At 53.4% G+C, this 23,773-nt stretch carries 21 protein-coding genes; 10 read left to right on the top strand and 11 right to left on the bottom strand.

The features are described 5' to 3' along the window. Window positions 1–32: 32 nt before the first annotated feature. The 8 genes from ETG88_RS12035 to ETG88_RS12000 all read right to left on the bottom strand — a co-directional run bounded on the left by ETG88_RS12035 (window position 33) and on the right by ETG88_RS12000 (window position 8,970). Window positions 33–1,394, bottom strand: a complete 1,362-nt coding sequence (locus tag ETG88_RS12035) for an MFS transporter (RefSeq protein ID WP_100777412.1) — start codon at window positions 1,392–1,394, stop codon at window positions 33–35. Between the two features lie 211 nt (window positions 1,395–1,605). Next, a complete protein-coding gene (gene cyoE / locus ETG88_RS12030; protein WP_100777411.1) occupies window positions 1,606–2,493 on the bottom strand; it encodes a heme o synthase in 888 nt (295 codons plus the stop codon). 11 nt (window positions 2,494–2,504) lie between these two features. Then, on the bottom strand, window positions 2,505–2,831 hold the full coding sequence (locus ETG88_RS12025) for a cytochrome o ubiquinol oxidase subunit IV (RefSeq protein ID WP_100777410.1): 327 nt from the start codon (window positions 2,829–2,831) through the stop codon (window positions 2,505–2,507). Continuing rightward, window positions 2,831–3,445, bottom strand: coding sequence for a cytochrome o ubiquinol oxidase subunit III (locus ETG88_RS12020; RefSeq protein WP_095280996.1), 615 nt, complete (start codon window positions 3,443–3,445; stop codon window positions 2,831–2,833). The genes ETG88_RS12025 and ETG88_RS12020 overlap by 1 nt, the downstream gene beginning before the upstream one ends. Further along, window positions 3,435–5,426, bottom strand: a complete 1,992-nt coding sequence (gene cyoB / locus ETG88_RS12015; protein WP_100777409.1) for a cytochrome o ubiquinol oxidase subunit I — start codon at window positions 5,424–5,426, stop codon at window positions 3,435–3,437. Before cyoB ends, ETG88_RS12020 begins: the two co-directional genes overlap by 11 nt. Before the next feature lie 16 nt (window positions 5,427–5,442). Next, complete coding sequence (gene cyoA / locus ETG88_RS12010; RefSeq protein ID WP_100777408.1) at window positions 5,443–6,390, bottom strand: cytochrome o ubiquinol oxidase subunit II; 948 nt, start codon at window positions 6,388–6,390, stop codon at window positions 5,443–5,445. A gap of 479 nt (window positions 6,391–6,869) precedes the next feature. Continuing rightward, a complete protein-coding gene (ampG, locus tag ETG88_RS12005) occupies window positions 6,870–8,345 on the bottom strand; it encodes a muropeptide MFS transporter AmpG (protein ID WP_102104295.1) in 1,476 nt (491 codons plus the stop codon). A 46-nt stretch (window positions 8,346–8,391) separates the two neighbouring features. After that, window positions 8,392–8,970: a lipoprotein gene (locus tag ETG88_RS12000; RefSeq protein WP_100777406.1), complete on the bottom strand. Its 579-nt coding sequence runs from the start codon at window positions 8,968–8,970 to the stop codon at window positions 8,392–8,394. A gap of 305 nt (window positions 8,971–9,275) precedes the next feature. On the opposite strand from ETG88_RS12000, the gene bolA reads away from it, so the two are divergent. The 9 genes from bolA to ETG88_RS11955 all read left to right on the top strand — a co-directional run bounded on the left by bolA (window position 9,276) and on the right by ETG88_RS11955 (window position 19,647). Then, window positions 9,276–9,593: a transcriptional regulator BolA gene (bolA, locus tag ETG88_RS11995; protein WP_100777405.1), complete on the top strand. Its 318-nt coding sequence runs from the start codon at window positions 9,276–9,278 to the stop codon at window positions 9,591–9,593. 333 nt (window positions 9,594–9,926) lie between these two features. After that, window positions 9,927–11,225 carry a trigger factor gene (tig, locus tag ETG88_RS11990; protein WP_100777404.1) on the top strand — a complete coding sequence of 433 codons (1,299 nt, stop codon included), beginning with the start codon at window positions 9,927–9,929 and terminating at the stop codon, window positions 11,223–11,225. A 260-nt stretch (window positions 11,226–11,485) separates the two neighbouring features. Further along, complete coding sequence (gene clpP, locus ETG88_RS11985) at window positions 11,486–12,109, top strand: ATP-dependent Clp endopeptidase proteolytic subunit ClpP (RefSeq protein WP_003021624.1); 624 nt, start codon at window positions 11,486–11,488, stop codon at window positions 12,107–12,109. 126 nt (window positions 12,110–12,235) lie between these two features. After that, complete coding sequence (clpX, locus tag ETG88_RS11980; RefSeq protein WP_095281003.1) at window positions 12,236–13,510, top strand: ATP-dependent protease ATP-binding subunit ClpX; 1,275 nt, start codon at window positions 12,236–12,238, stop codon at window positions 13,508–13,510. Between the two features lie 181 nt (window positions 13,511–13,691). Continuing rightward, window positions 13,692–16,046, top strand: coding sequence for an endopeptidase La (gene lon, locus ETG88_RS11975; RefSeq protein ID WP_100777403.1), 2,355 nt, complete (start codon window positions 13,692–13,694; stop codon window positions 16,044–16,046). 210 nt (window positions 16,047–16,256) lie between these two features. Beyond that, a complete protein-coding gene (hupB, locus tag ETG88_RS11970) occupies window positions 16,257–16,529 on the top strand; it encodes a nucleoid-associated protein HU-beta (protein ID WP_010428111.1) in 273 nt (90 codons plus the stop codon). A 211-nt stretch (window positions 16,530–16,740) separates the two neighbouring features. Continuing rightward, window positions 16,741–18,615 (top strand): peptidylprolyl isomerase, encoded by a 1,875-nt coding sequence (gene ppiD, locus ETG88_RS11965; protein ID WP_129035466.1) that lies wholly within the window; start codon window positions 16,741–16,743, stop codon window positions 18,613–18,615. Window positions 18,616–18,763: 148 nt separating this feature from the next. Further along, on the top strand, window positions 18,764–19,150 hold the full coding sequence (locus ETG88_RS11960) for a helix-hairpin-helix domain-containing protein (RefSeq protein WP_129035465.1): 387 nt from the start codon (window positions 18,764–18,766) through the stop codon (window positions 19,148–19,150). A gap of 98 nt (window positions 19,151–19,248) precedes the next feature. Then, window positions 19,249–19,647, top strand: a complete 399-nt coding sequence (locus tag ETG88_RS11955) for a YbgC/FadM family acyl-CoA thioesterase (protein WP_095281007.1) — start codon at window positions 19,249–19,251, stop codon at window positions 19,645–19,647. A gap of 43 nt (window positions 19,648–19,690) precedes the next feature. Here ETG88_RS11955 and queC read toward each other — a convergent pair whose 3' ends face one another. From queC to ETG88_RS11940, 3 genes are all read right to left on the bottom strand, one after another. After that, window positions 19,691–20,386 (bottom strand): 7-cyano-7-deazaguanine synthase QueC, encoded by a 696-nt coding sequence (gene queC, locus ETG88_RS11950; RefSeq protein ID WP_100777400.1) that lies wholly within the window; start codon window positions 20,384–20,386, stop codon window positions 19,691–19,693. Window positions 20,387–20,453: 67 nt separating this feature from the next. After that, a complete protein-coding gene (locus tag ETG88_RS11945; protein ID WP_129035464.1) occupies window positions 20,454–22,154 on the bottom strand; it encodes an SgrR family transcriptional regulator in 1,701 nt (566 codons plus the stop codon). A gap of 20 nt (window positions 22,155–22,174) precedes the next feature. Beyond that, on the bottom strand, window positions 22,175–23,086 hold the full coding sequence (locus ETG88_RS11940) for a LysR substrate-binding domain-containing protein (protein WP_100777398.1): 912 nt from the start codon (window positions 23,084–23,086) through the stop codon (window positions 22,175–22,177). A gap of 191 nt (window positions 23,087–23,277) precedes the next feature. Between ETG88_RS11940 and ETG88_RS11935 the strand changes: the two genes are divergently transcribed. Next, the coding region (locus tag ETG88_RS11935; protein WP_129035463.1) for an MFS transporter at window positions 23,278–23,773 on the top strand (496 nt) is incomplete at its 3' end.

Raw genomic sequence — 23,773 nt, 5'->3', positions numbered from 1 at the left:
AAACGAAAATGCCCGGCAAGCCGGGCATTTTTTCAGGCTTTGATAGCCTGTTCCACTTCGAAGCGATTGGTGACTTTACTGTCGATTTTGACGTAAGCGCTACGCTCTTCTGGGACGATCAGCACTTCGCTGACCCCTTCTGTTGTTTCCAGCCGCTGTTTCAGCGCGTCGCTTATCTCCACACCGTCTGGGATTTCCACCCGCAGGCTGCTTACGTAGCGCGGCTCTTTCATGGTGCTGGCAACCAGCAGCCAGACCATCGCCAGCAGCGCGCCGGCAAGAAATACGGTCTGCGAATCAAATAATCCGTCTACCCAGCCGCCGAACGAACCGCCGATGGCGACGCCCAAAAACTGGCTGGTGGAGTAAATGCCCATCGCCGTACCTTTGTATCCGGCTGGGGATTCTTTGCTGATTAACGATGGCAGCAGGGCTTCCATCAGGTTAAAGGCGAGGAAGAACAGCTGCACGCCCAGCACCAGCTCCCAGAAGTGTGGACCGGAGCCCCACAGCACAATTTCTGCGATTAATAGCAGCGCCACACAGCCCAGGAATACGCGCTTCATGCGACGTTTTACTTCGGCGTAGATGATAAACGGCACCACGGAAACGAAGGAGATCAGCATCGTTACCAGGTAAATCTTCCAGTGCTCCGCCGCCGGGAATCCGGCTGCCGCCAACTGGCCGGGGAGGGCCACGAAGGTGGACATCAACAGGATGTGCAGACACATGATGCCGAAGTTGAGCTTCAGCAAACGCGGTTCAACGATGACTTTGCTGAAGCAGCCTTTCACCATGCCCGATTCACGGTTCAGAACGTGATTTTTACTGTCCGGCACCACCCAAATCGTTAGCGCAATGCCAATCGTCGCCAGCACGGCAATCATCCAGAAGAGGGCATTCAGGCCCAGCTTATGGGTAATGATCGGGCCAAGCACCATGGCAATAGCAAAGGTGACGCCAAAGCTGACGCCAATAAACGCCATCGCTTTGGTTCGGTTCTGTTCGCGGGTTAAATCCGAGAGCAGCGCCATTACGGCGGCGGCAATCGCCCCTGAGCCTTGTAGCGCACGGCCAAGAATAATGCCCCAGATAGAGTGTGACAGCGCGGCAATGATACTGCCGAGGACAAAGATCAGCAGGCCACCGACAATCAGTGGCTTACGGCCAACGCGATCGGAGAGTAGTCCGAAGGGGATCTGAAATATCGCCTGGGCCAGGCCATAGATGCCAATTGCCAGACCAATTAACGCCTCGCTGGCGCCCTGAAGTGCCATACCATAGGTAGTCAGAACAGGCAGGACCATAAACATGCCAAGCATGCGCAGCGAGAAAACAGTCCCTAAACCCCAGGTTGCGCGCAGTTCGCCTGGTGTCATTTTATAATCGTTCATTACCACCTCTGTTCAAAAGCAGGCACTAGTGTAGGCGGGGTGTTAAGTGCGGTAAATAGGTGTTTGTTTAAGAGATATTACGGGGGCTGAACATTGCCGGTGGCGGCTTCATTTTACCCGGCCTGGCGGTTACGCAGGCCTGTGCAAGCGGAGCGCGACAGGGCAAAAAAAAGCCGGGTTATCATCACCCGGCTTGTTCATATCAGCGTGCTTACCAGACGTAAGTCAGCAGATTGTGTGAATCAGGCACCATAAAGTCGACGGACATCATCACGGACAGGGAGGTGATAGCGACAATCGAGAACACAAACAGCTTACGTGCCCACACTTTATCGTCTTCCACTTTGTACCCGCGCAGCGCCATACCGAGCCACCAGACGCTCACCGCAGCAGCCACCACCAGATATTTGTATCCAGCGTAGCCTCCGAGAGAGAGCATCAGCGTCGCCACGGCGAAGGCGATGATGTACAGCGTGATGTGATTCTTGGCGACTGAAATACCCTTCACGACCGGCAGAACCGGGATGTTCGCTGCCTGATAATCCTTGAAGCGGAAAATCGCAATGGCGTAGGAGTGCGGCATCTGCCACAGGCTAAAGATAGCCAGCAGAATCAGCGCACCGCTGTCGAACTCGTTCGTGACGGCGCAGTAGCCAATCACCGGCGGCGCAGCGCCGGAGAGAGAACCAATCAGCGTACCGTAGACGGAGTGACGTTTCATATACAGGCTGTAGACGCCCACATACACCACGAAACCCATCACCCCCAGCCAGCAGGCCAGAGGGTTGGCACCAAACCACAGCAGCATAAAGCCAGCAAAGCCCAGCAAGGTGGCGTACACCAGCGAGACGGCAGGAGATATCAGGCCTTTGACAAGCACCCGATTCTTGGTCCTTTCCATCTTCCTGTCGATATCCATGTCGATGTAGTTGTTAAATACACAACCGGACGCAACCACCAGTGACACGCCAATCAACGTGGATGCGAAGAGGGTGTAGTCAATGCTGCCCTTAGAGGCCAACAGGAACCCTCCGATCACGGAGATCAGGTTGCCAAAGATGATGCCTGGTTTCGTTACTTGCAGGTATTGCTTAAACATACTCGCCGCTCTTAGTGAACCATCATGTTGTAGTTCAGGTTCCACATAATCCAGATGGAACCGACTACCAGGATAGCGATGATAATCACGGTAAAGATGAAGGCCGTCATGTTCCAGCCCTCATCGGATTTGGTGTTCATGTGCAGGAAGCAAACCAGATGCACCAGAATCTGCACCACAGCGGAGATCAGGACTGTGCCCAGAATCACCGTGTGAGAAGCCGTTCCGCTCATCACCATCCAGAACGGGAGCGCCGTCAGGATGATCGACAGGATGAAACCTGTCATATAGGTTTTCACGCTACCGTGGGAAGCGCCATGATCGTTAGTATGACTCATTACATCGCCCCCATCAGATAGACAACCGAGAACACGCAGATCCACACCACGTCCAGGAAGTGCCAGAACAGACTCAGGCACATGATACGTGTGCGGTTAGTATTGGTCAGGCCGCGACGATAAACCTGGAACATCAGCACCGCCATCCAGATCAGACCAGATGTTACGTGCAGACCGTGGGTACCTACCAGTGCGAAGAACGCTGACAGGAAGCCACTGCGATCCGGGCCCATGCCTTCAGCAATCAGGTGATGGAATTCATAGAGTTCCATCCCGATAAATCCAGCACCAAACAACCAGGTCAACGCCAGCCAGGAGACAACCTGGCTCTTGTTGTTTTTGTACATGGCGATCGCCGCCATGCCGTAGGTGATGGAGCTGAACAGCAGCAGAGCGGTTTCAACCAGAACGAACGGCAGCTCGAAAATGTCCTTGCCAGTCGGGCCGCCCGCTGTGCCGTTCACCAGAACGGCATAGGTTGCGAACAGACAGCAGAACAGAATGCAGTCGCTCATCAGGTAGATCCAGAAGCCGAAGACTTTCATCGGCCCTGTATCGTGGTGCGCGTGGTCATGCGCATGGGCAGTTGGGTGCGCCAAAGTATCAGTTGCCATTTTTCAGCCCCGCTTTAGAAATCTCATCGAAATGCTGGTTTTCCAGTTTTTCGACTTCACGGACTGGTACGTAGTAGTCCACGTCCTCGTCAAAGCTCTTCACAATCCAGCTAATGATCACGCCAGCGAAGCTCGCGATCGCCAGCCACCAGATGTGCCAGATCATGGCGAAGCCAAATACCGTTGCGAAGGCGGCAATCACAATGCCCGCACCGCTGTTTTTCGGCATGTGGATCTCTTCGTAATGCTCAGGTTGCTTGTACGCTTCGCCTTTCTCTTTCATTTCCCAGAATGCGTCGCGCTCATGGATCTGCGGCACAATGGCAAAGTTATAGAACGGAGGCGGGGAAGAGGTTGCCCACTCCAGCGTACGGCCACCCCATGGGTCACCGGTCAGGTCACGGTTCTGCTCGCGGTCGCGAATAGAGACGTAGAACTGAATCAGCTGGCATGCGATACCCATTGCAATCAGTACCGCACCACAGGCTGCAACAACCAGCATTGGGTGGAACTGTGGATCAATCTGCTGGCTCAGGCGACGGGTCATACCCATGAAGCCGAGCACGTACAGCGGCATGAAGGCCACGAAGAAACCAACGATCCAGAGCCAGAATGCGCGTTTGCCCCAGGTTTCGTTCAGCGTGAAGCCAAACGCTTTAGGCCACCAGTAAGTTACGCCAGCGAAGCAGCCGAAGACGACGCCGCCGATGATAACGTTATGGAAGTGCGCAATCAGGAACAGACTGTTGTGCAGAACGAAGTCAGCACCCGGTACCGCCAGCAGTACGCCGGTCATCCCACCTACAGAGAAGGTGACGATGAAGCCGATGGTCCACAGCATTGCTGAGTGGAACACGATACGGCCCTGATACATGGTGAACAGCCAGTTGAAGATCTTCACCCCGGTCGGGATGGCGATAATCATGGTGGTAATACCGAAGAAGGCGTTTACGTTCGCGCCCGCACCCATGGTGAAGAAGTGGTGCAGCCAAACGATGAACGACAGGACGGTAATACACACGGTTGCCCACACAAGTGAGGTGTAACCAAACAGGCGTTTACGCGAGAAGGTCGCGGCGATTTCGGAGAACACACCGAAGACCGGCAGAACCAGGATGTACACTTCAGGGTGACCCCATGCCCAAATCAGGTTGATGTACATCATCATGTTGCCGCCCATATCATTCGTGAAGAAATGGGTGCCCAGATAACGATCCAGGGTCAGCAACGCGACGGTAACCGTCAGAATTGGGAAGGAGGCAATAATCAGGATGTTGGCGCACAGAGATGCCCAGGTAAATACCGGCATCTTGAACATGGTCATGCCTGGGGCACGCATCTTGATAATGGTCACGAAGAAGTTAATACCGGTCAGGGTCGTACCGATACCGGAGAGCTGAATCGCCCAAATCCAGTAATCGACGCCTACGCCTGGACTGTATTCAATTCCCGAAAGCGGCGGGTAAGCCAGCCAGCCGGTCTGTGCGAATTCGCCCACACCCAGTGACAGGTTAACCAGGATAACGCCGACAACCGTAAACCAGAAGCTCAGGTTGTTCAGGAACGGGAACGCTACGTCGCGCGCGCCGATTTGCAGCGGCACAACCACGTTCATCAGACCGATAACCAGCGGCATCGCCACGAAGAAGATCATAATCACGCCGTGCGCGGTAAAGATCTGGTCGTAGTGGTGCGGTGGCAGGAAGCCTGCCTCACCTGCCGAAGCAAGTGCCTGCTGGCTACGCATCATGATTGCATCGGCAAAGCCACGAATTAACATGACGATACCGACGATGCAGTACATGATACCGAGTTTTTTGTGGTCAACCGAAGTCAGCCACTCATTCCACAGGTAGCTCCACTTACCGAAGTAAGTGATCAGGCCCAGTAAGGCCGCGCCACCAATGATAATTGCAGCAATCGTAACCACGATAATCGGTTCATGGTACGGCACTGCATCCAGTGTCAATTTTCCGAACATTTTCTTCCTCGGCCCCTTAGTGAGAGGTTTCCGCGTGGCTCATGTCCATGCCTTCCATACCTTCGTGCGAGCTGTGCTCACCTTCTGGCTGAGTCATGTTCATGCTCTTCCCGTGGTCCATAAATTTGTTCACAACGTCTTTAAACAAATCAGGTTTCACGTTAGAGAAGTACTCCACCTTGTTGTATTCGCTAGGTGTTGCCACTTTCTCGAATGCCGCCATGTCAGACATGGTGTTAGTAGACTGTTTCGCTTTAGCGACCCACTGGTCGAAAGCGGCACGGTCCGGCGTCGCGATAGCTTTGAACTTCATACCTGAGAAGCCCGGGCCACTATAGCTGGCGGAGATACCATCGTAGGTGCCTGCTTCATTCGCGATCAGGTGCAGGTTTGTCTGCATACCGGCCATCGCGTAGATCTGGCTGCCCAGACGCGGAATAAAGAAGGAGTTCATCACGGAGTTAGAAGTGACTTTGAACTGCACCGGAGTGTTCGCCGGGAAGGCGATTTCATTCACGGTAGCAATGCCCTGCTCCGGATAGATGAAGAACCATTTCCAGTCCATGGAGACCACTTCAATGGTAATCGGTTTTTCATCGTGAACCAGCGGTTTGCTCGGCTCAAGCGCGTGAGTGGTTTTCCATGTCAGCACGGCAAGGAACAGGATGATCAGGATAGGCACCGTCCAGACCACAGCTTCCACTTTATTGGAGTGTGACCAGTTAGGGCTATACTTCGCATCTTTATTGCTCGCACGGTACTTCCAGGCGAAACCAACTGCCATCAAAATGGCAGGAATAACGACAATCATCATCAGGCCGAAGGCCGTCAGAATCAGTGAACGTTGTTCCAGTCCAATCTGTCCTTTGGGGTCGAGAAGCGCAGAATCACAGCCACTGAGTAAAACAGTGCCTGCAAATAACGACAACCATCCCAAACTTTTATTGTATTTCCTAAGTGTCATTTAACGACCTCAATTCCACGGGGACCTGGTGGCGTTTAAAGTGTGGGGGCATTTTACGGGAAGGTTACATTACTGTAAACATCATTAGCCCTGTGTCAGGAAGGTGTTACCGGGTTCTGCCGCACGTGTCACATGTGTTGCAAATTATGTCTATTTTTAAGACAAAAGCCCGATGGTACGGGAGTTATAACGAAAGGGCTTACAAGGATACCGCAAACGGGGCAATTGGTATAACCATTGTTAAAAATAAACAATAAATTAACAAAAAAGTATCAATTAAAAGACAATTGAAATACGAAAATTTAATCTGCCAGAAGCTGAATCGTTTAACGAAAAATAGCGAAGCAGGGGAGGTTCCAATAATTTCCGGAACCTATCCAGCACAAAACAACAAATATTTTTTCTAGCCGAGGTCGGTTATTTCTCCGTTATAATTTCATATCGTTATTACCACGGTAAATAACCTTTCGGTTTTAGCTTCAGGTCAGCCGCGTTTTACGCAGTGCCATGAAATCGAGAAGACCCCCGGTGACAATCCCGATGACAGCAAGTAACCCGCCGACGTCCAGCAGGATCGCTTCAAACGGCAGTTCAAGCGCCGTGGAGGCGTTGATAATCAACAGGATCAGCCACAGCGCCAGCATCACACAGCCGACCAGCAACAGCCGCAGGGCAAAACGATAAGCACCCTGATATTCCGTGCGCGGCATAAAGTGATCCGTCTTCTGGGTATATTCCAGCGTCTGTCGGCAGACCAGCAGCAATAATATTCCTGGAACCGCAGCAAAAACGGAGAACAGATAAAACGTTGGCCAGCCGTGCGCTTCGACAAACCAGCCTGCAATCGGCCCGACATACACACGGCCGACGGCGGAAAGGGCAGAGAGCAGCGCAAACTGTGTCGCGGAAAACGACTTATTGCAGAGCGTCATTAACAGGGCGACAAATGCCGCTGTCCCCATCCCGCCGCACAGGTTTTCAAAGAACACGGCGGCAGCCATGCTGAACATCTGTTTATCGGTAATAGAGAGCAGCCAGTAACCGGCGTTGGAGACGCCCTGCAAAATGCCGAAAATCAGCAGGGCGCGGAACAGCGACAGACGCTGCATCAATACGCCGCCATACAGCGCGCCCAAAATGGTTGCAAACAGCCCCAGCGTTTTATTCACCACGCCGACTTCACCCGCATCAAACCCCACACCGCGAATCAGGAACGTGGTGGTCAGGCTCATGGCAAACGCGTCGCCGAGCTTATAAAGGACGATCAGCAGTAAAATCAGCCAGGCGTTGTTGCGCCCAAAGAAGTCTCGCAGCGGTTCAGCGACGGCCTGTTCGAGCGTACGGGGAACCGGGATAACATCGCTCGGTTCAGGGGCGAAAAAGGTCGCAATAATGCACGGGATAAGCAGGGCGGCCATCAGCCAGTACATCCCCTGCCAGCCGAGATAGCGGTCGGCCAGCCACAGGGCCAACCCGCCGGACACCAGCATCCCCAGGCGGTAGCCCAGAACGCTAATCGCCGCGCCGGTCCCGCGCTCTTCTGCCGGTAGCACATCCGTTTTCCAGGCATCAAAAACGATATCCTGCGAGGCTGAACAGAAGGCGATCACCACCGCCAGGGCGGCCATCCAGCGTAATTGTGTTGATGGCTCCAGGAACCCCATTGCGGCGATCGCCAGCAACAGCAGAATCTGAGTCATCACCAGCCAGCCACGGCGTCTGCCGAGGAATGGCGGGGTATAGCGGTCCATCACCGGCGACCATAAAAACTTAAAGACATAGGCCTGGCCGACAAGGGAGAAGAAACCAATGGTTTTGAGATCGATATTCTCGACCGTCATCCAGGCCTGAAGCGTGCCGGAGGTGAGGGCGAGAGGTAAACCGGAGGCGAAACCAAGGATCAGCAATATCGCTGATTTTGGCTGCTGGAAAATGCGCAAGTAATGACTGGACATGTTTCTATATGACTGACCCGGCGAAGCGCCGGGTCAGTGTGCGGGATTAACGCGCGTTCTGCTTGATGAATTCGTGAATGCTGGTGTCCTGCGCCATATCGGCGATGGTATCCGTCAGCACGCTATTCACTGCGTTAGCAATGTTCTGGTTGGAGGCCTGGAAGGCACCTTCAACCGAGTAGCTTGCACGATAGTTTTTGTTCATCTTGTTGCCGTTCTTCGCGGTGGCGATGATGGCGATATCCGCTTTGGTGGAGATATTGTAACGCACGTTGCCCTGAGAAACGTCGGCATACAGATTGTTGACAATGATCTGCAGATCAACGGCACCGCTTGGGCCAACCATGTAACCGCGAGCGGTCATCTGTTTTTCCAGCACTTCCTGCAGCAGGAAGCGCAGGTCGCGGGAAGCGGTCAGCGTTACCTGCTGGTTGTCGCGAGTCACTTTTGCCAGCGCTTGATCCTGACGCTGATCGGCACCGTTGATACTCACGGTGACGCCCATCAGGCTCGGGTCCTGCTGTGGCAGGGTAATTTTTGGCGAAACGTCAATGGTGGTCGGCGGAGTGGCGCAACCAGCCAGCATGAAGAGAGCTACCAGCGGAAAGAAGAGTTTTTTTAACATTTCAGGTTCTCAACGGATCGTTAGCATATACAGAGAAAAATTGCCGCCATCATAACATCGCTAACGGCAAGGGGAAGTGGTCAACGCATGTAAATTCATCGTCTTGTCTGAAATCTGACCACCACTGACATTTTCTTTACTGCACCAGGGACAAAACGTATGAGGGAGACAGTGAACTTCATCCATTTGAATGAGGAAATCAGACGAAAGCTAAATATTTGTTGTCTTGATGTAATGGAAGCGGTAAAAGCGGCTAACATTTAAAGGGATGGGTGACATCTCAGCGTTGTCAGAGGAGTAATATCATGATGATACGTGAACAGATCGAAGAAAAACTAAGGACAGCGTTTAATCCCGTGTTCCTCGAAGTTGTCGATGAGAGCTACCGTCATAACGTGCCGGCCGGTTCTGAAAGCCATTTCAAAGTTGTACTGGTTAGCGACCGCTTCGTAGGGGAACGCTTCCTTAATCGTCACCGTATGATCTACGGAACGTTGACGGAAGAACTCTCCTCCACAGTGCATGCGCTGGCCCTTCATACCTACACCATTAAGGAGTGGGAAGGGTTGCAGGATACGATCTTCGCCTCACCACCTTGTCGGGGTGCGGGAAGCATCGCGTAATCGATCCGGGTTGCAACCGCTGGAGTTTTTCCAGTATGTTGCATACAGAATGATGTCAAGACGGCCTGCGGGCCGTTTTGTTTTGTCTGCGTTTTGAACGTGTGGGGCGAATTTTAGGCCAAAAATAGCCTTAAATTGTGAAAAAAGCCGCAGCTAGATGCCCCAACCGTTCTCGACTCACCCAAGTGATGCCGCTATAATGCCGCGTCTTAATGAATGTCTTCGGGATGATTCTGGCGACAGGGAATGTGAATCTGCTAAATAGTGAGCATCCCGGTATTGCGAGACAAATTCAGAGTTGACCGAGCACTGTGATTTTTTTGAGGTAACAAGATGCAAGTTTCAGTTGAAACCACTCAAGGCCTTGGCCGCCGTGTAACGATTACTATCGCTGCTGACAGCATCGAAACTGCTGTGAAAAGCGAGCTGGTCAACGTAGCAAAAAAAGTACGTATTGACGGCTTCCGTAAGGGTAAAGTACCGATGAATGTCGTTGCTCAGCGTTATGGCGCTTCTGTTCGCCAGGACGTGCTGGGTGACCTGATGAGCCGCAACTTCATTGATGCCATCATCAAAGAAAAAATCAATCCAGCCGGCGCACCGAACTACGTTCCGGGCGAATACAAACTGGGCGAAGACTTCACCTACTCCGTAGAGTTCGAAGTTTACCCAGAAGTTGAGCTGAAAGGTCTGGACACCATCGAAGTTGAAAAACCAATCGTTGAAGTGACCGACACCGACGTTGACGGTATGCTGGATACTCTGCGTAAGCAGCAGGCGAACTGGAAAGACAAAGACGGCGCTGTTGAAGCAGAAGACCGTGTCACCATCGACTTCTCCGGCTCTGTAGACGGCGAAGAGTTCGAAGGCGGCAAAGCGACTGACTTCGTACTGGCGATGGGCCAGGGTCGTATGATCCCAGGCTTCGAAGACGGTATCAAAGGCCACAAAGCGGGCGAAGAGTTCACCATCGACGTGACCTTCCCTGAAGAATACCACGCTGAAAACCTGAAAGGTAAAGCAGCGAAGTTCGTTATCAACCTGAAGAAAGTTGAAGAGCGCGAACTGCCAGAACTGACTGAAGAGTTCATCAAACGTTTCGGCGTTGAAGATGGCTCCGTAGCCGGTCTGCGCGCAGAAGTGCGTAAAAACATGGAGCGCGAGCTGAACGGCGCCGTGCGTAACCGTGTGAAATCTCAGGCTATCGAAGGTCTGGTGAAAGCGAACGAAATCGACGTTCCTGCAGCACTGATTGACAGCGAAATCGACGTTCTGCGTCGCCAGGCTGCACAGCGCTTCGGTGGCAACCAGCAGCAAGCGCTGGAACTGCCTCGCGAACTGTTCGAAGAGCAGGCTAAACGCCGCGTTGTAGTCGGTCTGCTGCTGGGCGAAGTGATTCGTACCCACGAGCTCAAAGCTGACGAAGATCGCGTGAAAGGCCTGATCGAAGAGATGGCTTCTGCTTACGAAGATCCGCGTGAAGTGGTTGAGTTCTACGGCAGCAACAAAGAGCTGATGGACAACATGCGCAACGTAGCCCTGGAAGAGCAGGCTGTTGAAGCGGTTCTGGCTAAAGCAAAAGTGACTGAAAAAGCCACTTCTTTCAACGAACTGATGAACCAGCAGGCGTAATTCTGCCCCAACGGTTTAAAGTTTGAACAAAAACCCGTTGCCATTTGGTAACGGGTTTTTTTTATCGCAGTAATAGCCCAGGAAGAGTGCTAAAACGCCCTTTCAGTGTTAGCGTTACAACAAAAGATTGTTATGCTTGAAATATGGCGATGCCGTCCCCATAAGTGTGTAATCACGATGAATGAGACTGGCTGATAATCCGTCCATAAGGTTACAATCAGTACAGCAGGTATTTTCCAATTTTTATCCAGGAGACGGAAATGTCATACAGTGGCGAACGAGATAACTTTGCACCCCATATGGCTCTGGTGCCAATGGTTATTGAACAGACCTCTCGCGGTGAACGTTCTTTTGATATCTATTCCCGTCTGCTCAAGGAACGCGTTATCTTTCTGACCGGCCAGGTGGAAGACCATATGGCGAACCTGATCGTGGCGCAGATGCTGTTCCTGGAAGCGGAAAACCCGGAAAAAGACATTTACCTGTATATTAACTCCCCTGGCGGCGTGATCACTGCCGGGATGTCCATTTATGACACCATGCAGTTCATCAAGCCTGACGTCAGCACCATTTGTATGGGGCAGGCGGCATCGATGGGTGCGTTCCTGCTGACTGCAGGGGCAAAAGGCAAACGTTTCTGTCTGCCAAATTCCCGCGTGATGATTCACCAGCCGCTGGGCGGATACCAGGGCCAGGCGACAGACATTGAAATTCATGCGCGTGAAATTCTGAAAGTGAAAGGGCGCATGAATGAACTTATGGCGCACCACACGGGTCAATCACTTGAGCAGATCGAGCGTGATACCGAGCGCGATCGCTTCCTCTCCGCATCAGAGGCAGTTGAGTACGGCTTAGTCGACTCCATTTTGACCCATCGTAATTGATGCCCACGGCGCGAGTGTGCCGCTATACTAAGGTAGGCGGCATTTTGCTTCACAGTAACTTGCGTCTGAGAATGGCATTTGCGTCGTCATGTGCGGCACAAAGAACTTAAAAAGAGGTTTGGACTCATGACAGATAAACGCAAAGATGGTTCGGGCAAACTGCTGTACTGCTCTTTTTGCGGCAAAAGCCAGCATGAAGTGCGAAAACTGATTGCCGGGCCGTCCGTGTATATCTGCGACGAATGTGTCGATTTATGTAACGACATTATCCGCGAAGAGATTAAAGAAGTAGCGCCTCATCGTGAGCGCAGCGCATTGCCGACTCCGCACGAGATCCGTCATCATCTTGATGATTACGTCATCGGCCAGGAACCGGCGAAAAAGGTGCTGGCAGTTGCAGTGTACAACCACTACAAACGTCTGCGTAACGGCGATACCAGCAATGGCGTTGAGCTTGGCAAAAGTAACATTTTGCTGATCGGCCCAACGGGTTCCGGTAAAACGCTGCTGGCCGAAACGCTGGCACGTCTGCTGGATGTTCCGTTCACCATGGCTGATGCTACCACGCTGACCGAAGCCGGTTACGTGGGTGAAGACGTTGAAAACATCATTCAGAAGCTGCTGCAGAAGTGTGACTACGACGTGCAGAAAGCCCAGCGCGGTATCGTATATATCGATGAGATCGACAAAATCTCTCGTAAATCCGATAACCCGTCCATCACCCGTGACGTATCGGGCGAAGGCGTGCAGCAGGCTCTGCTCAAGCTGATCGAAGGTACGGTTGCCGCGGTTCCGCCGCAGGGTGGACGCAAACATCCGCAGCAGGAGTTCTTGCAGGTTGATACCTCTAAGATCCTGTTCATCTGCGGTGGCGCGTTCGCAGGGCTGGATAAAGTGATCGCCAACCGTGTTGAAACCGGCTCCGGCATTGGTTTTGGCGCGACGGTGAAAGCCAAGTCCGAGAAAGCGAACGAAGGCGAACTGCTGTCGCAGGTTGAGCCAGAAGATTTGATCAAGTTTGGTCTGATTCCTGAATTCATCGGTCGTCTGCCGGTAGTGGCAACGCTGAATGAGCTGAGTGAAGATGCGCTGATTCAGATCCTGAAAGAGCCGAAAAATGCGCTGACCAAGCAGTATCAGGCATTGTTCAATCTGGAAGGCGTGGATCTGGAGTTCCGTGACGAAGCGCTGGTCGCTATCGCGAAGAAAGCGATGGTCCGTAAAACGGGTGCGCGTGGTTTGCGCTCTATCGTTGAAGCGGCGCTGCTCGACACCATGTACGATTTACCGTCCATGGAAGATGTCGAAAAAGTGGTGATCGACGAATCCGTTATCAGCGGCCAATCTAAACCAATGCTGATGTATGGCAAACCGGAAGCCCAGCAGGCGTCTGGCGAATAATTAGCCAAATCATACAAGCAGTTAATCAAAAAGGGGGGATTTTATCTCCCCTTTTATTTTTCCTTATTCATAGCGTTGAATGTGTGGGAAACATCCCCATATACTGGTTACATGTTTATGGTTGTGTAACACAGTGACATGACCTGCTTACCTGGCGGACACTAAACTAAGAGAGAGCTCTATGAATCCTGAGCGTTCTGAACGCATTGAAATCCCCGTATTGCCGCTGCGCGATGTGGTGGTTTATCCGCACATGGTCATACCCTTATTTGTAGGGCGGGAAAAATCTATCCGTTGCCTTGAAGCCGCCATGGATCATGATAAGAAAATCATGCTGGTGGCGCAGAAAGAAGCATCAACGGATGAGCCGGGTGTAAACGATCTTTTCACCGTCGGGACCGTGGCCTCTATTTTGCAAATGCTGAAGCTGCCTGACGGCACCGTGAAGGTGCTGGTAGAGGGCTTGCAGCGTGCGCGTATCACTACGCTTTCTGACGATGGCGAACACTTCTCTGCCAAAGCGGAGTACCTTGAGTCGCCGCAGCTCGACGAGCGCGAGCAGGAAGTGCTGGTGCGCACGGCGATTAGCCAGTTTGAAGGCTATATCAAGCTGAACAAAAAAATCCCACCAGAAGTGCTGACGTCGCTCAATAGCATCGACGATCCTGCGCGTCTGGCGGACACCATCGCTGCACACATGCCGCTGAAGCTGGCTGATAAACAGTCCGTGCTGGAGATGTCCGATGTGAACGAGCGTCTGGAATATCTGATGGCGATGATGGAATCCGAAATCGATCTGCTGCAGGTTGAGAAACGCATTCGCAACCGCGTCAAAAAGCAGATGGAGAAATCCCAGCGCGAGTACTATCTGAACGAGCAAATGAAAGCCATTCAGAAAGAGCTCGGCGAGATGGACGACGCCCCAGACGAAAACGAAGCGCTGAAGCGTAAGATCGACGCGGCGAAAATGCCGAAAGAGGCAAAAGAGAAAGCTGAAGCAGAACTGCAGAAGCTGAAAATGATGTCTCCGATGTCGGCCGAAGCGACCGTGGTTCGCGGCTATATCGAATGGATGGTACAGGTACCGTGGAATGCCCGTAGCAAGGTCAAAAAAGACCTGCGTCAGGCGCAAGAGATCCTCGATACCGACCACTACGGCCTTGAGCGCGTCAAAGACCGTATCCTTGAGTATCTTGCGGTTCAGAGCCGTGTGAACAAGCTGAAAGGCCCGATTCTGTGCCTGGTAGGGCCTCCTGGTGTGGGTAAAACCTCTCTGGGTCAGTCCATCGCCAAAGCTACCGGACGTAAATACATCCGTATGGCGCTCGGCGGCGTGCGTGATGAAGCGGAAATTCGCGGTCACCGTCGCACGTACATCGGCTCCATGCCGGGTAAACTGATTCAGAAAATGGCGAAAGTGGGCGTTAAAAACCCACTGTTCCTGCTCGATGAGATCGACAAAATGTCTTCGGACATGCGTGGCGACCCGGCGTCTGCTCTGCTTGAAGTGTTAGATCCAGAACAGAACGTGGCGTTCAGCGATCACTATCTGGAAGTGGACTACGATCTCAGCGATGTGATGTTCGTTGCGACCTCCAACTCCATGAACATTCCGGCTCCGCTGCTGGATCGTATGGAAGTGATCCGTCTGTCCGGTTATACCGAAGACGAAAAACTGAACATTGCCAAGCGCCATCTGTTGTCGAAACAGATTGAGCGTAACGCGCTGAAAGAGAGCGAGATTACGGTCGACGATAGTGCGATTATCAGCATTATCCGTTACTACACTCGCGAAGCGGGCGTGCGTAGCCTTGAGCGTGAAATCTCTAAACTGTGCCGTAAGGCGGTTAAACAGCTTCTGCTGGATAAATCCCTGAAGCACATCGAGATCAACGGCGACAATCTGCACGAATATCTGGGCGTACAGCGCTTTGATTATGGCCGTGCCGATAACGAAAACCGCGTGGGCCAGGTGACCGGTCTGGCATGGACGGAAGTGGGCGGCGATCTGCTGACCATCGAAACCGCCTGTGTGCCAGGCAAAGGCAAGCTGACTTACACCGGTTCTCTGGGCGAAGTCATGCAGGAGTCCATTCAGGCAGCGCTGACCGTGGTCCGTGCGCGTGCGGAGAAGCTGGGTATTAATCCTGACTTCTACGAAAAACGCGACATTCACGTCCACGTTCCTGAAGGGGCTACGCCGAAAGACGGCCCAAGTGCCGGTATCGCGATGTGTACCGCGCTGGTCTCCTGTCTGACGGGTAACCCGGTTCGCGCTGATGTGGCGATGACGGGTGAGATCACGCTGCGTGGTCTGGTGCTGCCGATCGGTGGTTTGAAAGAAAAACTGCTGGCTGCACACCGCGGTGGTATTAAAACCGTATTGATCCCGCATGAGAACAAACGTGATCTGGAAGAGATTCCTGACAATGTTATCGCCGATCTGGATATCCATCCGGTGAAACGCATTGAGGAAGTTCTGAGCCTCGCGCTGCAGAATGAGCCCTCTGGAATGCAGGTCGTAACCGCAAAATAGTGACCTCGCGCAAAGAGCGCTAAGAAAAACAAGGCTGACAGGTGATTTCTCACTTGCCAGCCTTTTTTTGTATAGCTAATTTAGATTGCTGATTGGGTTAGCCATCAACAACGGGTGTTGTAAGGTCATGGCAGGCCTGATATAACTGCTGCGCGGTCGCGTCGTGAAGGATTCAGGCGCGATATAAATTATAAAGAGAGGAAGAGAACAGTGAATAAATCTCAACTGATTGACAAAATTGCTGCGGGTGCTGATATCTCTAAAGCTGCGGCTGGACGTGCGTTAGATGCATTAATTGCCTCTGTAACTGAATCTCTGCAATCCGGGGATGACGTTGCGCTGGTAGGTTTTGGTACTTTTGCTGTTAAAGAGCGTGCTGCCCGTACTGGCCGCAACCCTCAGACCGGTAAAGAGATCACCATCGCTGCCGCTAAAGTGCCAGGTTTCCGTGCAGGTAAAGCACTGAAAGACGCAGTAAACTGATCGCTTTCTCGTTCAAGGGAAGTTGAAAAGTACAAGGGCGCATCATTTGATGTGCCTTTTTTGTTTGTCCAGCGCGACTTTATGCGAGTTTATGCGCGTTGTGGGCTGACATTTACCCCGGTTTCTTGTCACAATACAACCTTACGCGCTGCGGTCAGGATTTTGCCCAGCGTGAGGTCACCAGTCACCTACAGCGGAGTGTGGTTTCACCATGATGGACAACTTACGCACGGCTGCTAACAGTCTCGTGCTCAAGATTATTTTCGGTATCATTATCGTGTCGTTTATTTTGACCGGTGTGAGTGGATACCTGATTGGCGGTAGTAGCAACTACGCCGCGAAAGTGAATGGCCAGGAAATCAGCCGCGGGCAGTTTGAAAATGCCTTTGCCGGGGAACGTAATCGCATGCAGCAACAGCTCGGCGAACAGTTCTCTGAGCTTGCAGCGAACGAAGGCTATATGAAAACCCTCCGTCAGCAGACCGTGAATCGTCTTATCGACGAAGCGCTGCTCGATCAGTATTCCCGACACCTGGGGCTGGGCATTAGCGATGAGCAGGTCAAAAAGGCCATTTTCGCGACCCAGGCTTTCCAGTCTAACGGTAAATTCGATAACTCCCGCTACACCGCCATCGTTAATCAGATGGGGATGACGCCGGATCAATACGCTCAAGCGCTGCGTAATCAGCTGACCACTCAGCAACTGATTAACGCGGTAGTCGGTACCGATTTCATGCTTAAGGGCGAAACCGACGAGCTGGCAGCCCTGGTGGCTCAGCAGCGTGTCGTTCGCACCGCAACGATTGATGTCAACGCACTGGCGGCAAAACAGTCAGTCAGCGACGACGAGATCAAAGCCTACTACGAGCAGAACAAAAACAACTTCACCGCACCTGAGCAGTTCCGCGTGAGCTACATCAAGCTGGACGCCGCAGCGATGCCGGAAACAGCGTCTGACAGCGAAGTACAGTCTTACTACGACCAGCACCAGGATCAGTTCACTCAGGCGCAGCGTAACCGTTACAGCGTCATTCAGACCAAAACTGAAGCCGATGCTAAGGCGGTTGTCGACGAGCTGGCTAAAGGCGCCGACTTTGCGACACTGGCCAAAACGAAATCCACCGACATCATCTCTGCGAAAAACGGCGGTGATATGGGCTGGCTGGAAGACGCTACCACACCAGACGAGCTGAAAAACGCGGGCCTGAAAGAGAAAGGCCAGCTGTCCAGTGTGATCAAATCCTCTGTCGGTTTCCTGGTGGCGCGTCTGGATGATGTCCAGCCTGCTAAAACTAAACCGCTGGCTGACGTTCGCGATGATATCGCCGCGAAAGTGAAGCAAGAGAAAGCGCTGGATGCGTACTACGCGCTGCAGCAGAAAGTGAGCGACGCGGCAAGCAACGACAACGAATCTCTGGCGGGTGCTGAGCAGGCTGCTGGCGTGAAAGCCGTAGAAACAGGCTGGTTCGGTCACGATAACCTGCCTGAAGAGCTGAACTTCAAACCGGTTGCCGATGCCATCTTCAACGGTGGTCTGGTGGGTGAGAACGGTACGCCGGGCAGCAACTCTGACATTATCACCGTTGACGGCGATCGTGCGTTTGTTCTGCGTATTGCGGAGCATAAAGCCGAAACCATCAAACCGCTGGATGCTGTGAAAGATCAGATTGCTACTCTGGTCAAACACAACAAAGCTGAACAGCAGGCGAAGCTGGATGCAGAAAAACTGCTGGCTGAGCTGAAAGCAGGTAAAGGTGATGCGGCGCTGAAAGCGGCGGGGCTGAGCTTCGGTGAGGCGAAAACCTTGAGCCGTACAGGTCAGGATCCGGTGAGCCAGGCGGCGTTTGGCCTGAGCCTGCCTGCGAAAGACAAACCGAGCTTTGGTACGGCGTCTGACATGCAGGGCAACATCGTTCTGCTGGCGCTTGACGAAGTGAAAGCAGGCACCATGCCGGAAGAGCAGAAAAAAGCGATGGTTCAGGGCATCACCCAGAACAATGCCCAGATCGCTTTCGAAGCACTGATGAGCAACCTGCGCAAAGACGCTAAAATCAAGCTGGGCGATATCATCACGCAGCAGCAGTAATTACGGCGCTGCTCGCAGATTTTCGCAACGCACTGCAATATTTAAAGGCCGCTTACGCGGCCTTTTCCATTTCTGAAATCTGCTGTTTGTTGTTGTTTTTGAGGGCGGGTATTGTGGCTTCGCTGTCAACAAACAAGGAGAAAACAGCATGAAACATGGAATCAAAGCACTTTTAATGACGCTTGCGATCGCCACAACGGGGATGAGTTTTAGCGCACTGGCGGCGACACCGGCGGCGAAGGCGCATACCGTTGCGACGACGGCTGAAGCCACCACGTCGGACGCGGCAGTTTCCCAGCCTAAGGCGACAGCCAGCACTAAAGCGACCGACGACGAAGGTACCCGGGTTAGTATCAACTCTGCCTCGGCAGAGGATCTGGCGCGTGTCATGAATGGCGTTGGGCTGAAAAAAGCGCAGGCCATTGTCGGCTATCGTGACGAATACGGTCCGTTTAAAACCGTCGACGATCTGAAGCAGGTACCGGGGATCGGTAACGCGCTGGTTGAGCGCAACCTCACGCACCTGACACTGTAATCACACAATAACTTGCACAGTGGCAAAATTTTGCCAGGATAAAGAGGTCATACCAGTTATGACCTCTCATCCTATAACAATTTCAGGGCTAGTGCGCTATGCAGACTCAGATCAAAGTACGCGGTTACCATCTCGATGTTTACCAGCATGTGAATAATGCTCGTTATCTCGAATTCCTCGAAGAGGCTCGCTGGGACGGGCTGGAAAACAGCGAAAGCTTCCAGTGGCTCACGGCGCACAACATCGCTTTTGTGGTTGCCAATATCAATATCAACTACCGCCGTCCTGCGGTGCTGGGCGATCGCCTGACGGTGACGAGCCAGTTGCAACAGTTAAACGGTAAAAGCGGCGTGTTGAGTCAGGTCGTGACGCTGGACCCGGAAGGGCAGGTGGTGGCTGATGCGCTGATTACCTTTGTCTGCATTGATTTAAAAACGCAGAAAGCGCTGCCGTTAGAAGGCGAGTTACGCGAGAAGCTCGATCTGTTAATCGAATAATGTTGTGACCGGGTGAATGTCCTTCACCCGGTCGCGCCAGGGCTTATTTCAGCCCAGTTTTTTTCTTCATCAGCGCCATCACTGCTGGCTTATCGGCCAGGTAATGATTCAGACCGTTGGCGCGCAGGTTACAGGCGGCACATTGCCCACAGCCGTCGCCTTTGATGCCGTTGTAGCAGGTCAGCGTTTCATTACGCACCAGATCCAGTTTGCCCCAGTAATCGGCTAACGCCCAGGTCTCGGCTTTATCGAGCCACATCAGCGGCGTTTCAAAGCGAATCTCTTTTGCCATACCCAGATCCACGGCGTGATTAAGCGCTTTCACGAACTCGTCGCGGCAATCCGGGTAGCCGGAAAAATCGGTTTCGCACACGCCGGTGATGATCGCCTCCGCTTTCACCTGGTAGGCATAAATCGCGGTGAGCGTCAGGAACAGGATATTGCGGCCCGGTACAAAGGTATTGGGAATGCCGCTGGCATCGGGCTCATAGTCAGGGACAGGAATACTGTCGCGCGTCAGGCTGCTGACAGCCAGTTCGTTTAACAGCGTGACGTCCAGCACTTTATGCGCACGTGCGCCCAGTTTCAGCGCCAGTTCTCGGGCCACGTCGATTTCAGCGCGATGGCGCTGACCATAATCAAACGTCACACAATGCACTTCATCATATTGATGTAGGGCCTGAACCAGACAGGTGGTGGAATCCTGTCCTCCGCTGAACACGACGACGGCACGTTTCATAAATAGGTCTCAACAGTATCGGTAAAAACAATATGGTAACGTCTGGCACGCCTGGCGACCAGCTTCTTCACGCGTTCGGGGCAGGAAGCCAGGCCTGCGAAAAATCAAACCAGCCGCGGGTATTAAGGCGAATACCGTTCACTCCCGGCGGAGCGCTGATTTGATACTGATAGTTAAAGAGGGGCGTTAAAACCGCATTCTCCATCAGATGGGTGAAAATCGACTGCAAACCGCTGTGCCGCGTGTGCTCGCTGACCTGCGTCTGTACCGCATCCAGCGTTGCCTGAAGATGAGCATACTGCGGCGCGCTGAGCAGATGCGGCCACAGGGTATCGCAACGCAGCCACTGCTCAAGCGTATATCCCGGCGCTTCGCCGATCAGTCTGTCACCCATCATCAGATCCGCTTCGGCCAGATTGCCGCAGCCGTCCCAGGTTTTAGCATCATGGAAAATGACGTTGAGCGTACAACCCTGCTTTGCCAGATACTGTTTGAGCTGTTCAGCCATGGTGTGCAATTCAACGGGCAAATGGTAAATCAGGGTCAGCGTGTCGGGGAGAGGAACATCCCGCAACTGCGGCCATTCGGGAATGGTCCAGCCCGGCAGCAATTCGTGCGCGGGGTTAATCAGGTTTTCATCCAGCGGCAGGGTGTGCAGAAGCGTCGTGTGATGGATAATCGTGATGAGCCGCTGCGCCTGTCTTTTACTCAGGCGGCCACTCTGCTTGAGCGTGAGATAGCAAAAGCCAAGACTGGTGCTGCTGCTGACCAGACGCAGATTAGCCAGTTCGTCCGGCTGCCCTATCGCGATTTGTACCGGATGACGACAGCTGGTGCCTAAATCCTGCTCAAACAGTTGCGGAGTGATCCAGTATTCAATGGCTTTGATCAGCGGGTGGCTGAGATGGTATTGCTCATGGCTTTCCAGGCGCACCAGATCGGGTTCAAACACCGTCAACCGGAACGGGCCACAGCCTGTCAGGGCGCGTTTCGGATGGGCGAGACGGCTGCAGTAACTGGCCAGACGATGCGCCAGCCAGTAATCAGGCTGATGCAATACAAAGGTCAGGCACTGGGGATGCGTTACCTCAACGTTCAGCACGCTGTTAAACAACCGTCGCAGGGCGGGGAGGGCAAAGAGTTCGAGCAGGCTCGCGCGCAGCTGTGTGGTTTCGACCTTATCGCCGTTGTGCCAGTGCAACGTCGAACGGATGTAAAAATGCCAGCGTAAGCCATCGGCTGACACTTCCCAGTGATGGGCAAGATCCCCGGCAGGTTCGCGGCTGTCGTCGTCAAAGCGCGTCAGCCCGGAAAAGACCTGTCCGACCAGGTGTTGTTCCGCGCGTCCCGGCAAAAAGCCAGGATGGAGCGGATCAAGGGAACGGTAGTAGGGTATTCGCAATGTGGGTGTATCGTTTTGCCACTGGCCGCCGAGGAAAGGGTGCAGCAAGGCGCGCAGTTCCGGTGCGGCCAGCTGCGCCAGCTCTAGCGCATCGTGCTGTTGCCCGCGCATCAGCGCCTGCTCCATCATCTCATTACGCAGGCGGTCCGGGGTGACGTGAAAGGTTAATGTGCCGCGTTTGCCTCGCCCGGACTGTGCCCTCCAGCTTAGCCACCCAGCCTCCTGCGCCTGGCGCAACAGCGTACGCACGTGCCGCTCGCTGCAAAAGCAGCGTTCCGCCAGCTCCGCGACGGTAATTTGCTGCGACTCACCGGCAGAGGGTTGCCAGAGGCGTTGAAACTGATTCAGTCTGTTGAGTTGACGCATCTTCGGTGCCCGTTGAAAAGTTAGTGCCAGTCATACGCCTGACAATGGTGACGCAGCAGATCCAGCAGTCGGCGCGCCGCGAACGTCAGCGGCGATTTTTGCGAATACAGCACGTGATACTCGGCTTGCGGAAGGCCGTCAATATTCAGCAGGCAGAGCTGATCCTGTAAACCGAACGGAGCCTGCATCGCACGCGCCACAATGGTCAGATAATCCGACTGTAACACCAGACTCAGCCCTGAGATCATCGAGTCTGTGCGCACGGGCGTTTCCGCCAGCTGTGGCAGAAAATCGTTCGCTGAAAGCCGAAGCTGCTGGTAATACCCCATATCGGTCTCCGGCAACACCCAGCGCGCATTTTGCAACGCATCGAAGGTGGTGGCCTGCGCCAGAGGATGGCCTTTGCGGGCAATAATGCCGAAGGAGGCATTGAACAGCGGCTCGCGCACGAGATCGTCCAGGGGTAAGCCTGGGCCTGCCGTCCCGACGGCGAAATCCAGTCGCCCCTCCCGCAGTGCGGGCAACAGCATCGAAAGCTGCCCCTCTTTCACCAGCAGCGTGGAGTGAGGAAGCTGCGTCCTGAAGGCGTCGTTTAGTGCCGGAAAGACCGTCAGGGCCAGCAGAGAGGAAATGCCCATCGCCACCGCCCCCTGGGAAAACTGATCGATCTGGCGAATTTCATCGGCCGCCCGCTCCAGCTCCTCCAGAATAAACTGCATCCGCTGAGAAAACGCCCGCCCGGTTTCCGTCAGCGTCATCCCCTGATTCCCGCGCACAATCAGCCGCGTCTCCAGAGTCTGTTCCAGTTCGCGCAGCGTTCTGCTGACCGCCGGTTGAGATTGCCCTAAGGCTCTGGCCGCACCGCGAATACTGCCGCTGCGGATAACCTGCTGGAAAACCTTCAGTTGCTGTAATTTCGGCAGATAGCGCAACCCGTACCCCTATCAGTAAAAAGTATCACCTGTACAAAAATTGTATCTTATGGCCGGGTGGCAAAGCTGCTAACGTCGATGAAGAATCCACATAATCTGTTGTTGTTCAGTCTGTTATGTGATGCATGTCGCATTTTAATTTCACCTGTCGACAACTCTCTGGCGGGGTGATAACAAAAGGGATATCGGCTATGAAAAATCGTTTCCTGATGATCTTCCTGCTCTTTGTCGGTTATGTGGTGGTGTATCTCGACAAGACGGTGATGGGTTTTGCGCTGTTGCCCATTGAACGTGAATTTGATCTTCGGCCTGAGCAGTTGGGTTATATCACCGGGATCTTCTTTCTCGCCTATTCGCTGTTTCAAATCCCCGCAGGCTGGCTGAACGATCGCTTCGGCTACAAGAAAGTGCTGAGCGTCTCACTCTGTCTGCTCGGCGGCTTCGCCCTGTGCTTTGGGATGCTGGGATTCGGCCTGGGGCTGCTGGTCACTTTTCGTTTTTTATCCGGGATCGGCCATTCCGGTTATCCCTGCTCCTGCGCCAAAGCGGTGGTCTCGAACTTCTCCCTGGAGAAGAGAACTTTCGCACAGTCGATTTTGCTCTCCTCGGCTGGCTTCGCCATGACTGCCGGGCCGCTGATTGCGGTCTACAGCCTGAATTCCCTCGGCTGGCGCGGCTCTTTTTCGA

This window comes from Lelliottia nimipressuralis (genome assembly GCF_004115925.1).
In the GTDB taxonomy this organism is placed as follows: domain Bacteria; phylum Pseudomonadota; class Gammaproteobacteria; order Enterobacterales; family Enterobacteriaceae; genus Enterobacter; species Enterobacter nimipressuralis.
The sequence above is the reverse complement of the archived record's forward strand: the minus strand, read 5'-3'. Positions and strand labels throughout refer to the sequence as shown.